This is a genomic window from Streptomyces sp. NPDC050546, assembly GCF_044457425.1.
Classification (GTDB): domain Bacteria; phylum Actinomycetota; class Actinomycetes; order Streptomycetales; family Streptomycetaceae; genus Streptomyces.
Map to the genome: position 1 here is coordinate 21,031 of NZ_JBITGX010000031.1, position 13,150 is coordinate 34,180.

A 13,150-nucleotide genomic window follows, 5' to 3' on the forward strand; every position below is an offset into this window, starting at 1 on the left:
GCGTGATGTCATGGCCCTCGGATGAGGGGGCTGAGCGCGTCAAGCTTCCGTTAAGACTCGGCGCCGGGCGACGGCGGTCGGGATGCCGAAGGTGTGAAACGCGAGATGGGGGCGGGTGGGACGGCTGTCGAGCCGCCCGCCCGTGCGCCGGTGTGGTGTCCGCGGCCGCCCCGTATCCGAACACCCTGCGTGACGGTGGATCGGGTGGGTTCCGTAAGGTTCGTTGAGCAGATCGAATGTTTCGTACTCATCTCCCGCCTTTGCCTCGCGGAGCGATTCACCGTGCACGAGGGGTTGTCACCCTTTGGGGGCTGTCTCTAGGGTGCGGCAACGACGCAGCTTTCTGGAGTTCATCCGAAACTTTCGAGGAGCATGATGGGCGACCCGGCACTGTCCCGCCGCGGCTTCCTGGCGGCCTCCGCCGTGGCCGGTCTGGGGACGACGGCACTGACAGCATGCGGCGGCGACTCGGACGGAGGGTCGTCGGGGACGACCACGATCGAGTGGTGGAACATCTCCACCACCGAGCCGGCGAAGAGTGTCTGGGCTGCGCTCGCCCGCAAGTTCGAGGCGCAGAACCCCAAGGTCAAGATAAAGATCGTCCAGATGGAGAACGACGCCTACAAGTCGAAGATGACGGCCCTGACCTCCTCCGGGAAGCTGCCCGACATCTTCCACACCTGGGGCGGCGGCGTACTGAAACAGCAGGTCGACGCCGGACTCGTCGAGAACCTCACGGACAGCACCAAGCCGTGGGCCGACGCCCTGCTCCCGGTCGCCAGGGAGCCGTACCTGCTCGACGACCAGGTCTACGGCATCCCGTTCGACATCGGCATGATCGGCTTCTGGTACAACAAGTCGCTTTTCGAGAAGGCCGGCATCAGCGCACCCCCGACCACGTGGACCGGCTTCCTCGACACCGTACGGAAGCTGAAGTCCGCCAAGGTCACGCCTCTCGCCCTGGCCGGCAAGGAGAAGTGGCCCGGCATGTACTACTGGGCCTACCTCGCGATGCGCACCGCCGGCGCCGACGCGCTGCAGAAGGCCTATGAGGCCAAGGACTTCACCGGCGCCCCCTTCGTCGAGGCGGGAGAGCACCTCGACGAACTCGTCGGCCTCCAGCCGTTCCAGAAGGGCTACCTCGGCGCCGCCTACTCCACGCCCACCGGCCAGGCCGCCACCGTCGGCAACGGCAAGGCCGCCATGGAGCTCATGGGGCAGTGGGCCCCCGTGGTACAGGCCGACGCGGGCAAGGGGCTCGGCAAGGACCTCGGCTTCTTCCCGTTCCCCGCGGTCGAGGGCGGCAAGGGCGCCCTCACCGAGGTGTTCGGCGGAGGCGGCGGGCACGCCCTGCGCCGGGGCGCCCCACAGGCGGCCGTCGACTTCCTGAAGTTCTTCGCGTCCGAGGCCACTGACCTGGAACTCGTCAAGAAGACCGGTGTCCTCCCCGTGGTCCCGGCGGCCGAGAGCGCCATCGCCGACCCCAACATCAAGGCCGTTCAGGAGCAGTTGAAGAAGGCCACCGGCTTCCAGCTCTACCTCGACCAGGCCTACGCGCCCGCCGTCGGCCAGGAGGTCAACGACAGCGTCGCCGCGCTCATCGCCGGATCCAAGTCCCCCGGGCAGGTCGCCCAGTCGATCACCAGGACCGCGAAGGAAGAGCAGTAGCCGGCGATGACCTCCACGTTCCTGCCGGACAAACGGACCGGCCCCGGCGTCGGCCCTCCGCCCCCGGCCGCGGACCGGGCCAGGAGCCGGGCCCGCAGACGCGCGCTGAACTGGCTGACCGCCACCGGCTTCCAGCTGCCCGCCCTGGTGCTGTTCCTGGGGCTCGTGCTGCTGCCGATGCTGTTCGCCCTGTACACCGCGTTCTTCCGCTGGGGCGGCTTCGGCATGCCCTCCGACTACATCGGCGGCGAGAACTTCACCCGGCTCTTCCAGGACGACGTCTTCCTGGGCGACCTGTGGCGCTGTCTGGTCCTCGTGGTGCTGTCGCTCGTCCTCCAGCTGCCGTTCGCGCTCGCCATGGCCGTCCTGCTCAACCAGCGCATGCGCGGCCGGGCCGTGTACCGGATGCTGTTCTTCGCCCCCTACGTGCTGTCCGAGGCGATCACCGGGGTCCTGTTCGGCATGATCTTCGCCCCGGACGACGGCTTCGCCGACCAACTCCTCGGCAAGGTGGGGCTGGAGGGACTGGGCGGGGAGTGGTTCGCCGACCCGTCCACGGTCATGGCGACCCTGTTCCTGGTCATGACGTGGAAGTACTTCGGCTTCCACATGATGCTGTACCTGGCCGGACTCCAGGCCGTCCCCAAGGAGCTGACCGAGGCGGCGCTCATCGACGGAGCCGGTCCCTGGCAGCGCTTCCGCAACGTGACGCTGCCGCTGCTGGCGCCCACCCTGCGCATCAGCGTCTTCCTGTCGGTCATCGGGGCCATCCAGCTGTTCGACCTGGTGTGGGTGACCACCGCGGGCGGTCCCGACCACCACTCCGAGACCATGGCCGTGACCATGTTCCAGTACGGCTTCAAGCGCTACCAGGTCGGCTACGCCAGCGCGATCAGCGTGGTCATGTTCGGCATCAGTCTCGTCTTCGCCCTCGCCTACCAGCGGTTCGTGCTCCGGCGCGATCTGGAAGGGGCCACCACGACCATGCGGGGGGACGGAAAATGACATCCCGTCAGAAGAGCGGTCGGAACCTTCCGCTGCACCTCGTCCTGGTCGCCGTCGGCGCGGTCATGGCCGTCCCCCTGGTCTACGCCGCGCTCTCCGGCTTCAAGTCCACCGACGAGCTGTCGCGCAACCCGGTCGGTCTGCCCGAGTCGTGGGTCACCTCCAACTACACCCAGATCCTCGGCTCGGGGGAGTTCTGGCGGCTCATCGGCAACAGCACGCTGATCGCGGTGGGCACGACGGTCCTGGTCGTCGCGGTCTCCGCCCTGTCGGCCTTCTCCTTCGCGCGGTTCGCCTTCCGTGGCCGGGAGGTGCTGTTCACGCTGTTCACGATGGGGCTGATGTTCCCGTTCGCGGTGGCGGCCCTGCCGCTGTTCCTGCTGCTGCGCTCCCTGGGACTGCTGGACAACCCCCTCGGCGTGATCCTCCCGCAGGCGGCCTTCGGACTGCCGATGACCATCATCATCCTGCGAGGCTTCTTCCGGCAGATCCCCGGTGAGCTGGAGGAGGCGGCCACGCTCGACGGCTGCGGCTCGTTCGGCTTCTTCTGGCGGGTGCTGCTGCCCATGGCGCGGCCCGCGCTCGGCACGGTCTCGGTGCTGGCCGTCGTCACCAGCTGGAACAACTTCTTCCTGCCGCTGCTGGTGTTCACCGACGCGCAGTGGTGGACGCTGCCGATCGGTGTGCAGCAGTTCCAGGGGCAGTACTCCGCGGAGTACGCCAAGGTCTTCGCCTATCTGGTGCTGGCCATGGTCCCCGCACTCGCCTTCTACTCGGTCGCCGAGCGCCAGCTCGTCGGCGGCCTCACCGCGGGCGCCACGAAGGGCTGACGCGCGCCGCGGACGTACGGCTCACCCACCCACCTGATCCGATCCGGATGGATCGCGAATCGTGAGGAGTCGACCATGCGCAGGACCGCCATACGTCTCAGACTCGCCGGGGCGCTGGCCGCCGTGCTGGTGGCCGGAGGCGTCGCCACCGGCCCGGCGGCACAGGCCGGCGAGGAGTACGGCAAGGAACCCACCCTCGCGGACCTCGCCCAGCGGCACGGCCGCTACTTCGGCAGCGCGACCGACAACCCCGAGCTCGTCGACGCGCCGTACAAGGCCCTGCTCGGCAGCGAGTTCGACCAGATCACGCCCGGCAACGGCATGAAGTGGTACGCGACCGAGCCGCAGCAGGGCGTGTTCGACTTCTCCAAGGGCGACGAGATCGTGAACCTCGCCCGCGCCAACCGGCAGAAGGTACGCGGTCACACCCTGGTCTGGCACAGCCAGCTGCCCGGGTGGCTCACGGGGCGGGAGTGGACGGCGCCGGAGCTGAGGGCCGTGCTGAAGAAGCACGTCCAGGCGGAGGTACGGCACTACCGGGGCAAGGTGTTCGCCTGGGACGTCGTCAACGAGGCGTTCAACGAGGACGGTACGTACCGTGAGTCGGTCTTCTACAAGACGCTCGGGCCCGGGTACATCGCCGACGCGCTGCGCTGGGCGCACCAGGCCGATCCGCGCGTGAAGCTGTACCTCAACGACTACAACATCGAGGGGATCGGCCCGAAGAGCGACGCGTACTACAAGCTGGCCAAGGAGCTGAAGGCCGAGGGCGTCCCCCTGCACGGCATCGGCCTCCAGGCCCACCTCGCCCTCCAGTACGGCTATCCCACCACCCTGGAGGACAACCTCCGCCGCTTCTCCCGCCTCGGCCTCGACACGGCGCTCACCGAGGTCGACGTGCGGATGCTGCTGCCCGCGACCGGGGAGAAGCTGGCACAGCAGGCCGAGTGGTACCGGGACCTGACCGAGGCGTGCCTGGCGGTACGCCGGTGCGTCGGAGTCACCCTCTGGGACTACACAGACAAATACTCCTGGATCCCGCCGTTCTTCCCGGGCGAGGGCGCCGCCCTGCCGTGGGACGAGCAGCTCAGGCCGAAGCCGGCGTACTTCGCGCTGCGTGAGGCGCTCGGAGAGAAGTAGGCGGAGAGATATAGGCGAGGGAGGCAGGCGGGGCGAGGCAGGCGGGGCGAGGCAGGCGGGGCGAGGCAGGCGGGGCGAGGCAGGCGGCGCGGGCCCGTCAGCCCCGCCCGGCCGGAGGTGTCGTGCTGGCGCGGATCACAAGGTCCGTGCCCAGTTCCACCCGTGGGGAGTCGGGCTGTTCGTCGCGGGTCAGGCGGAGGGCCGTGCGGGCGGCCAGTTTGCCCATGTCGGCCAGGGGCTGGCGGATCGTGGTCAGTGGGGGAGCCGACCAGCGGACTTCCGGAAGGTCGTCGAAACCGACCACGCTCATGTCCTGCGGCACCCGCAGCCCGCGCCGCCGCAGTGCCTCGATCGCGCCGAGTGCCATCTGGTCGCTGGCCGCGAACACGGCGGTCGGCGGCTCGGGCAGGTCGAGCAGGGTGTTGCAGGCGGTGAAGCCGGACTCGGGGCGGAAGTCGCCGGGGACTACGAGGGACGCGTCCATCGCGACACCGGCGCCTTCGAGGGCCGCTCGGTAGCCGTCCAGCCGGGCCCGGGAGCACAGCAGGCGCGGCGGGCCGGCGATCAGGCCGATCCGGCGGTGGCCGAGGGACAGCAGATGCTCGGTGGCGGCCATGCCGCCCGACCAGTTCGCGGCGCCGATCGTGGGCGCCTCCAGGGCGGGGGAGCCCGCCGGGTCGACGACGACCAGCGGGACGCCGAGGATCCGCAGCTCCTCGTGGAGCATCGGTTCCAGCGCCGACGTGACCAGGATGACGCCGTCGGAGGCACGGGCCCGGAGGTTGCGCATCCACTCGCGGGCGTCGCCCGACCGCCCGTGGATGGCCGACACCACCGTGCCGACCCCGGCCGCGTGCGCGACCTCCTCCACCCCGCGGATGATCTCCACGGCCCAGGGGCTGTCGAGGTCGTTGAAGACCAGGTCGAGCAGGGCCGCACGGGTACCCGGGGCCGCGGGGCGCTTGCGGTAGCCGTGCCGGCGGAGCAGCTCCTCGACCCGGGCCCGGGTCTGCGGCGACACGTCGGAGCGGCCGTTGACGACCCGGGACACGGTCGGCACGGACACGCCGGCCTGCCGGGCGATCTCCGTGATCGTGACCTTGCCCTCGGCGTCGGCCTCACGTGCTGCCACTTGCCCCACCTCCGTCGACGGGTGACCGCGAAACTTCCAGGAGTCTTCCGGAAAACGGGCATCCCTGGGAAGGCGTACGAGCCAGGAACGGCAAGTCGCGGCGAGTGACGGGGAGTGACGGCCCCCGGACATGCGTCGGGGCCGGTTCGCAGGGTCTCCTGCGGCCGGCCCCTCATATCTGTGGACGGGGCGTCACCCCGCCCGGCGGCCCTCAGGCAGCCGTCATCACCTGGCTGCTGGCCAGCGGACGGTGCGGGGCGATGACCCGGCCGTCCGGCAGAAGCTCACCGGTGTCCTCGAAGAGCACCACACCGTTGCACAGCAGGCTCCACCCCTGCTCCGGGTGGTGCGCCATGAGACGGGCGGACTCCCGGTCGGCGGATTCGGCTGAGGGGCATGGTGTCTGGTGCTGGCACATGGGTGGGATCTTTCGCTCTGTCGTGATGGGTGAGGTGACTGAGTTGTCTGAGTCGGTCGTCGTGTCTGTTCCGCGGCTAGAAGTGTCGTTCATGGCCGCCCCCCGTGATAAGTGGTCGGAACCCAGTGTTGCCCCACGGGCGTCATTCCGCAGGGATTTCGCGGCACCGCTTCTCATAGATTCAGGACGCGTCACCCGCGCGGACGGTTCATCCCAACTGGGCTGTCACTTCGGGTGGTTCGCAGTGGCCGGATAGGGCTAGTCACGTCAGGTCGGGGGCCATTTCCGGCTCGTACGAGCTATTGGGTGCTCGTACGAGCGATAAAAAGCCCGCACCCCGTCGCCGGGAATTCGGTGACAGGGTGCGGGAGGCTTCACGTGGGGTGTTTCCGGCGGGGTGTTTCAGGCGGGTGAGCCGAGCAGTCGCGTGGGAGTCGCCCGGTGGGTCAGCACCGGGAGGAGTTCGGCGACGCGGTGCGGGCGGTGTGCCGCGATGCCGGGAGGCGCGGGTGCCAGCGGGACGAGCAGATCGGTGGCGGCGGGGTGGCCGGCGGCACCGTCCGCGGTGCAGTCCTCGTGCAGCCAGAGCGTCAGCATGTAGAGGCTCGGCACCGACAGCAGGCGGGGCTGGTACGGCTGCGGCATCGTCTCGGCCTGGCGCAGGGCGCGCTCGGTGGAGGTGATGTACGGGCCTTCGAAGAAGTGGGAGAAGGCCCAGCCGTCGGGGGTCAGCATGGTCTCCGCCGCGGCCACGGCCCGCTCGCCGCAGCGGATCAGGAAGCGCCACCCGGCCAGCCGGGTGGCCGACACCCCCTCGGCCGTGACCCGGTCGAGGACGTGGACGGGCAGCGGAAGCTCGGCTGCGACAGGTCCCTGGGCGCGGAGCAGGGAGGGGGTTCGGGCCTCCCGGACCGCGGTGGGCGAGGAGAGCGCAGTCAGGACGGAACGGAGTGCTGGCGCGGGAGCCGGGGGGACATGCAGCGGCATGGTGGGTCGCCTCTCATTCAAAGGCACGGTGGCACGAGGGCGGGGGCGGACGGCGCTGTCTGCTCACGAGGGGTCGGCAGAGGCAGGGCCGGGTCTCATGAGCGAGAGGGGGGTGGGGTCCGCCGATCATCTGCTCGACGGCAGGACCCATCGACCGTGGGCGCCAACCTTCTGCCTTGTTCGCGGAGTTTATACGACACGGGATCAGACTGTGTTTCGCCTAGCCGTTTCCGGTGAGTAGAACAAGGGTACATTCGGTCGGCGATACGCGAGAATTATCCCGATTTCAGGCGGGGGTGCGAGGTGATGACCTCGGCGAATGTCCGCGAACCGGTCGGCCCATTCTCGTCGGCGTTTTTCACTAGTTCGTGGACACCGGGCGAACATCGAAACCTGGCCCGTGCGACATGCCGATTGAATGTGCCACTGGTCACACGCGACCAGCGTAGCGGTCGGCGGGCCCGTCCGGGACGTTATCGATCGCCTTCGCTGGGCATCCTCCACCTGACCGTGACCCCGGCGGCCGGATCTTGAGGCCCGCATCATCCGAGGAGGGACGCTTCGATGGGGGAGAAGGTGGTGGCAGGGCGGTTCGACCTGTCCGATCGCCAGCGCTACCGCGACAAGCTCCGTCGGTGTCTGACGGGCCTGGAGCGGCTCCTGGCGGAGAAGCGGTTCGATCGCCCCAAGAACCTCATGGGGCTGGAGATCGAATTGAATCTCACCGGCGCCGACGGCATGCCGAAAATGTTGAATGCGCAAGTCCTGGAACGTATCGCGAGCCGGGACTTCCAAACAGAACTCGCCATGTTCAATCTGGAAGTGAACATTCCTCCACACCGTCTGGACGGCCGGGTATTCGACCGGCTCGGGGAGGAACTCCGCACGTCACTGGCATATGCCGACCGAAAAGCAGGCGAGGTCGACGCGGGAATCGTGATGATCGGCATTCTGCCGACCCTCGACCGGGACGACCTGGTGTCGTCCAACCTCTCCGACGTCGACCGCTACACCCTCCTCAACGACCAGATCGTGGCCGCGCGGGGCGAGGAGTTCACCCTCGACATCGCCGGCGTGGAGCACCTCACCTGCACGTCGAAGTCCATCGCGCCGGAAGCCGCCTGCACCTCCGTACAGCTGCACCTCCAGGTCACCCCGGGCCGGTTCGCCGATGTGTGGAACGCGGCCCAGGCGGTCGCCGCCGCCCAGATCGCCGTCGGCGCCAACTCGCCCTTCCTGTTCGGCCGCGAGCTGTGGCGCGAGTCGCGGCCCCCGCTGTTCCAGCAGTCCACCGACACCCGCCCGCCCGAACTCCAGGCCCAGGGCGTCCGGCCGCGCACCTGGTTCGGCGAGCGCTGGGTCACCTCGGCGTACGACCTCTTCGAGGAGAACCTCCGCTACTACCCGGCCCTGCTGCCGATCTGCGACGACGAGGACCCGCTGGAGGTGCTCGACCGGGGCGGCACGCCCTCGCTCGCCGAGCTCGTCCTGCACAACGGCACGATCTACCGCTGGAACCGCCCGGTCTACGGCATCGCCGACGGCGTCCCGCACCTGCGCGTGGAGAACCGCGTCCTTCCCGCCGGGCCCACCGTGACCGACGTCGTCGCCAACGCGGCGTTCTTCTACGGCGTCGTCCGTGCCCTCGCCGAGGAGCCCCGGCCGGTGTGGACCCGGCTGCCGTTCGAGGCGGCCGCCGCCAACTTCGACGCCGCCTGCAAGGACGGCATCGACGCCCGTTTCACCTGGCCCCGGCGCGGCCGGTACGGCGGCACCACGCAGGTCGACGCGGTGAGCCTCGTACGGGACGAACTGCTGCCGCTCGCCGAGGCCGGGCTGGACGCGTGGGGTGTCGAGCCGGCCGACCGCGACCTGTACCTGAGCGTGATCGAGGAGCGGTGCCGGCGCCGGGTGAACGGGGCGAGCTGGCAGGCCGCGACGTTCCACAAGGCGCTGGACGCGGGCCATACGCGGGAGGCCGCGCTGGCCGCCACCACTCGGCGCTACCGCGAGCTGATGCACCAGGGGGATCCGGTGCACACCTGGCCGGTGGGTCTGCCGGAGCCGGTGCCGCTGGGCTGACGCGCCGCCGGGGTGACATCCTGCTGCCTTCATACTGATCCGGCAGATCGATTTCGACAGGTCGTTTACGACAGGTCGTTTACGACAGGTCGTTCACGACAAGGTCGTTCACGACAAGGTCGTTCACGACAAGGTCGTTCACGACAAGGTCGTTCACGACAAGGTCGTTCACGACAAGGTCGTTTTCGACAGGCCGGTGAAGTGGAGGCAGGTGTGCAGGCGGAGGCGAGCCCGGTGGCCGACGATTCCATTCCCCAGCAGGGGCTCTCGCGGCGGATGCTCCGCAACGAGACCCTGCTCGTGCTGGCGCTCTCGCTGGGGGCGAGCGGAGTCTCCGCCCTGATCAGCTTCATCGGCTCGGTCACCAAGCCCGGCGGGCTCAAGGACCAGGCGGCCACGATGAACGCCTCGGCAGCGCCCGGCCGTCCCTGGCTCGACCTCGCCTGGCAGCTCTTCGGGATCACCACGGCACTCGTGCCCGTCGCCCTCGTCGCGCACTTCCTGCTGCGCGAGGGCGCGAGTCTGCGCACCATCGGCTTCGACCGCACCCGCCCCTGGCCCGACCTCGGCCGCGGCGCGGCGATCGCGGCGGTCATCGGCAGCACCGGCATCGCCTTCTATCTGGCGGCCCGCGGTCTCGGCTTCAACCTCACCGTGGTGCCGGAGGCGCTGCCCGGCGTGTGGTGGAAGTACCCGGTGCTGATCCTCTCCGCCATCCAGAACGCGGTGCTGGAGGAAGTGATCGTCGTCGGCTATCTGCTGCGCCGTCTGGGGCAGCTGGGCTGGACCCCGATGGCCGCGCTGGTCGGCAGCTCGGTGCTGCGCGGCTCGTACCACCTCTACCAGGGCATCGGCGGCTTCATCGGGAACCTGGTCATGGGCGTCGTCTTTGTCTATCTGTACCGCCGCTGGGGGCGGGTCGGTCCTCTCATGGTGGCGCACTCGCTGCTCGACATCGGGGCGTTCGTCGGATACGCGCTGCTGGCGGGCAAGGTGGGGTGGCTCCCGACGGCGTGAATGACAGCTCCCTCGTCTCAGGCCAGCAGCTCGCCCTCGATGACCGTGACCGCCCTGCCCGTCAGCAGGGTGCGGTCGCCGCGCAGTTCCGTGCGGACGCGGCCGGAGCGGCGTGAGGCCTGGAGGCCGGTGAGGCCGGGGCGGCCCAGGCGCTCGGACCAGAACGGGGCGAGCGCGGTGTGGGCGCTGCCGGTGACCGGGTCCTCGTCGATGCCGATGTTCGGGAAGAAGCAGCGCGAGACGAAGTCGTAGCCCTGGTCCGGGTCTTGCGCGCGGGCCGTGGCGATGACTCCGCGCGCGGAGTGGGCGGCGAGGGCCTTGAGGTCGGGGCCGAGGCCGTGCACCGTCTTCTCGTCGGCGAGTTCGACGAGCAGATCGCCGACGTTCGGGCCGGTGTCGAGGACCGTCAGCGGCTCGGCTCCCAGGGCCTCGGCGAGGCCGCGGGGCGGGTCGACCCGGGTGAGCGGAGCCGTCGGGAAGTCCATGGTGACGGAGCCGTCGTCGGTGGGCGTGGCGACGAGGACGCCACTGCGGGTCGCGAACCGCACCGGTCCCACGTGGGCGCCGGTGGTGTGCAGGACATGGGCGGTGGCGAGGGTCGCATGGCCGCACATCGCGACCTCGGCGGCCGGCGTGAACCAGCGCAGCGCCCAGTCGGCCTCGCCGCCCCCGGGGAGGGGATGGGCGAAGGCCGTCTCGGCGTGGTTGACCTCCAGGGCGATGCTCTGCAGCCGGCTGTCGTCCGGAAAGGCGTCCGCGTCGTTCAGGAGCATGACTCCGGCCGGGTTGCCGGTGAAGGGACGGTCGGTGAAGGCGTCGACGATTCGAATCCGCATCCCTCGACGCTAGAGGCCCCTCCGGGCCGTGCACCAAGGCCAATTCACGAGTCCTGGCCCGATTCACGGATCTTGGCCGGCCGGCTCGGCCCGCATCGGCTCTCTCGGTGTGGCACTGCTTTGACCTTGACACGGTGACAAGGTCTTCACTGTGGCCGAGGAGGTGGTTCCGATGACCACGGCAAGAGACGACACGCACCCGATGCGAGCTCTCCAGGGGCTGGAGAGCGGCGACTCGTCGGTCCGGCTGCAAGCGGCGCTCGCGGTCGGCACGACGCCGGACCCCCGGTTCGTCGACCCGCTCGTCGAACGCTGCGCGATCGAGCCCGAGTTCCACGTGCGCGACATGCTCACATGGGCGCTGACCCGCCACTCACCTTCCCTCACGGTCCCCAGGCTCGTCGATGAACTCCGCGCGGAGCGTCCGCAGGCACGAAGCCAGGCGTTGCACACGCTGTCCAAGATCGGGGATCGTCGAGCCTGGCCGGCGATCACACGGGCGCTGCTGACCGACCCCGACGACGAGGTGGCGCGGAGCGCCTGGCGAGCGGCGGTCGTCCTCGTGCCGGAAGGTGAAGAGCCCGGGCTGGCCGGGGTGCTGGCGGCCCAGCTCGGACGCGGCGAGCGTGAGACGCGGCTGAGCCTCAGCCGGGCGTTGATCGCGCTCGGAGACGCGATCACGCCGTCCCTGCGCGCCGTGATGACGGATCCCGACCCTCGGGTGCGTGAGCACGCGATCGCCACGGAACGGCTGTGGCGCGACCCGGACACCGGATTCGGGTTCGCGGTCGAGGAGGCGAAGCGCGTCGTGGCCCTCGGCACGACCGGCCGGGAGGGATGACAGACCGTGTTGATCGGTGAGGTGGCACGACGGTCCGGGGTCAGCGCCCGCATGCTCAGGCACTACGAGTCGCTCGGCCTGGTGCGGCCGACGGGCCGTACCGGCGCCGGCTACCGCGCCTACTCCGGCGAGGACATCCGGCGGATCTTCCATATCGAGAGCCTGCGCTCCCTGGGGCTGTCGCTGCGCGAGGTCGGACGCGCGCTGGACGATCCCGGCTTCCGCCCCTCGGAGCTCGTCGACGACCTCGTCCACCGGACGCGAGAGCGCATCGCGCGTGAGACGGAGCTGCTCACGCGACTCCGGCGGATCGGTGCAGCGGAACCCGCGGGCTGGGAGGACGTCCTCCAGACCGTCGGTCTCCTCCACGCGTTGGGATCGAAGAGCCCCGGGAGGCGCCAACGCGCGGCCCTGTCCTCGGCCGAAGAGGTTCCGTGGCCGGTGGAAGCCCTGGTCGAGGCGGCGTTGAGCGAGACGGACCCGAACGTCGCGGGAGCCCTTCGATGGGCTCTGGCGCAATCGGGCGAGGGCGGCTCGGCCCTGCTCGCCGAAGGCCTCGGCTCACCCGTGGCCGAGGTCCGGAAGCGGGCCGTCCAGTCCCTCGTCGAGATGCCGGACGCCGCGGCGACCGCACTGCTGAAGGACGCCCTCGCGCATCCCGACGTCGTGGTCCGCCGATACGCGGCTCTGGAGCTCGGGGCGCGTGGAGTGGCCGACGCGGTGCCGACGCTCATCGGCATGGTCGTCGAGGAGGCGAACGACGTCGACGCGGCCGATGCGCTGAGCGCGCTGGCGAGTGATCCAGAGTCGGCGGAGCGGATCGCCACCGGGCTCGTCGACGGCCTCGCCCATGACACCGCCGAACCGTCCGCGCGTCGGCGGCTGGCCCAGGCGCTCGCGGACATCCCGGGACCCACGGCGTCCCGTGCCCTCGCGGAGCTGGCCCATGACGACGACCGCGTCGTCGCACTGACGGCCACGTACGTCCTCGGGATTCGCGACGCACGCTGAATCCGCTCGACCGGCGGGGCCTTGCCATGCGACCTGACCTGTGACAGCGAAGATGGGCCGTTTGCCACTGAAGTTGGGCCAACGCTAGTTTGTGACGGCGAAGTTGGGCCGCTAGGGGATTTGGCAGACGGGGGGTGCGGTGGGGGCGTTAGCCCGAGCAGTCGGTCAGTCTGCGCTCACAGC

At 69.7% G+C, this 13,150-nt stretch carries 12 protein-coding genes; 8 read left to right on the top strand and 4 right to left on the bottom strand.

Translation table 11 applies throughout. From position 1 onward, the window contains the following. The first annotated feature begins 375 nt into the window (after window positions 1-375). The 4 genes from ACIBK5_RS42925 to ACIBK5_RS42940 all read left to right on the top strand — a co-directional run bounded on the left by ACIBK5_RS42925 (window position 376) and on the right by ACIBK5_RS42940 (window position 4,643). Window positions 376-1,668: an extracellular solute-binding protein gene (locus ACIBK5_RS42925; RefSeq protein ID WP_399028880.1), complete on the top strand. Its 1,293-nt coding sequence runs from the start codon at window positions 376-378 to the stop codon at window positions 1,666-1,668. Window positions 1,669-1,674: 6 nt separating this feature from the next. After that, entirely contained in the window at window positions 1,675-2,673 is a 999-nt protein-coding gene (locus tag ACIBK5_RS42930) for a carbohydrate ABC transporter permease (RefSeq protein ID WP_399028833.1), read from the top strand. Then, entirely contained in the window at window positions 2,670-3,503 is an 834-nt protein-coding gene (locus ACIBK5_RS42935) for a carbohydrate ABC transporter permease (RefSeq protein WP_399028835.1), read from the top strand. The genes ACIBK5_RS42930 and ACIBK5_RS42935 overlap by 4 nt, the downstream gene beginning before the upstream one ends. Window positions 3,504-3,578: 75 nt before the next feature. Next, window positions 3,579-4,643: an endo-1,4-beta-xylanase gene (locus ACIBK5_RS42940; protein WP_399028837.1), complete on the top strand. Its 1,065-nt coding sequence runs from the start codon at window positions 3,579-3,581 to the stop codon at window positions 4,641-4,643. Window positions 4,644-4,740: 97 nt separating this feature from the next. Here ACIBK5_RS42940 and ACIBK5_RS42945 read toward each other — a convergent pair whose 3' ends face one another. From ACIBK5_RS42945 to ACIBK5_RS42955, 3 genes are all read right to left on the bottom strand, one after another. Beyond that, window positions 4,741-5,775: a LacI family DNA-binding transcriptional regulator gene (locus tag ACIBK5_RS42945; protein ID WP_399028839.1), complete on the bottom strand. Its 1,035-nt coding sequence runs from the start codon at window positions 5,773-5,775 to the stop codon at window positions 4,741-4,743. 211 nt (window positions 5,776-5,986) lie between these two features. Continuing rightward, entirely contained in the window at window positions 5,987-6,193 is a 207-nt protein-coding gene (locus ACIBK5_RS42950) for a DUF5999 family protein (protein ID WP_399028841.1), read from the bottom strand. Window positions 6,194-6,595: 402 nt separating this feature from the next. Next, window positions 6,596-7,180, bottom strand: a complete 585-nt coding sequence (locus ACIBK5_RS42955) for a hypothetical protein (RefSeq protein WP_382500175.1) — start codon at window positions 7,178-7,180, stop codon at window positions 6,596-6,598. Between the two features lie 564 nt (window positions 7,181-7,744). On the opposite strand from ACIBK5_RS42955, the gene ACIBK5_RS42960 reads away from it, so the two are divergent. Both ACIBK5_RS42960 and ACIBK5_RS42965 read left to right on the top strand, forming a co-directional pair. After that, the gene (locus ACIBK5_RS42960; protein WP_399028843.1) at window positions 7,745-9,262 is read left to right on the top strand and encodes a glutamate-cysteine ligase family protein; all 1,518 of its coding nucleotides are present in this window, start codon (window positions 7,745-7,747) and stop codon (window positions 9,260-9,262) included. Between the two features lie 213 nt (window positions 9,263-9,475). After that, window positions 9,476-10,279 (top strand): CPBP family intramembrane glutamic endopeptidase, encoded by an 804-nt coding sequence (locus ACIBK5_RS42965; protein ID WP_399028845.1) that lies wholly within the window; start codon window positions 9,476-9,478, stop codon window positions 10,277-10,279. A gap of 17 nt (window positions 10,280-10,296) precedes the next feature. Here the strand turns inward: ACIBK5_RS42965 and ACIBK5_RS42970 are convergent, their stop codons facing one another. Next, window positions 10,297-11,115 carry a PhzF family phenazine biosynthesis protein gene (locus ACIBK5_RS42970; RefSeq protein ID WP_399028848.1) on the bottom strand — a complete coding sequence of 273 codons (819 nt, stop codon included), beginning with the start codon at window positions 11,113-11,115 and terminating at the stop codon, window positions 10,297-10,299. Between the two features lie 172 nt (window positions 11,116-11,287). Between ACIBK5_RS42970 and ACIBK5_RS42975 the strand changes: the two genes are divergently transcribed. Together ACIBK5_RS42975 and ACIBK5_RS42980 are read left to right on the top strand one after the other, a co-directional pair. Next, window positions 11,288-11,956: a HEAT repeat domain-containing protein gene (locus ACIBK5_RS42975; RefSeq protein WP_399028849.1), complete on the top strand. Its 669-nt coding sequence runs from the start codon at window positions 11,288-11,290 to the stop codon at window positions 11,954-11,956. Between the two features lie 6 nt (window positions 11,957-11,962). Further along, complete coding sequence (locus ACIBK5_RS42980) at window positions 11,963-12,967, top strand: HEAT repeat domain-containing protein (protein ID WP_399028851.1); 1,005 nt, start codon at window positions 11,963-11,965, stop codon at window positions 12,965-12,967. Window positions 12,968-13,150: the final 183 nt, after the last annotated feature.

Coding starts and splice junctions, on each gene's coding strand:
- ACIBK5_RS42925 (WP_399028880.1), top strand. CDS start 376: ATGGGCGACCCGGCACTGTCCCGCCGCGGCTTCCTGGCGGCCTCCGCC.
- ACIBK5_RS42930 (WP_399028833.1), top strand. CDS start 1,675: ATGACCTCCACGTTCCTGCCGGACAAACGGACCGGCCCCGGCGTCGGC.
- ACIBK5_RS42935 (WP_399028835.1), top strand. CDS start 2,670: ATGACATCCCGTCAGAAGAGCGGTCGGAACCTTCCGCTGCACCTCGTC.
- ACIBK5_RS42940 (WP_399028837.1), top strand. CDS start 3,579: ATGCGCAGGACCGCCATACGTCTCAGACTCGCCGGGGCGCTGGCCGCC.
- ACIBK5_RS42950 (WP_399028841.1), bottom strand. CDS start 6,193: ATGTGCCAGCACCAGACACCATGCCCCTCAGCCGAATCCGCCGACCGG.
- ACIBK5_RS42955 (WP_382500175.1), bottom strand. CDS start 7,180: ATGCCGCTGCATGTCCCCCCGGCTCCCGCGCCAGCACTCCGTTCCGTC.
- ACIBK5_RS42960 (WP_399028843.1), top strand. CDS start 7,745: ATGGGGGAGAAGGTGGTGGCAGGGCGGTTCGACCTGTCCGATCGCCAG.
- ACIBK5_RS42970 (WP_399028848.1), bottom strand. CDS start 11,115: ATGCGGATTCGAATCGTCGACGCCTTCACCGACCGTCCCTTCACCGGC.
- ACIBK5_RS42975 (WP_399028849.1), top strand. CDS start 11,288: ATGACCACGGCAAGAGACGACACGCACCCGATGCGAGCTCTCCAGGGG.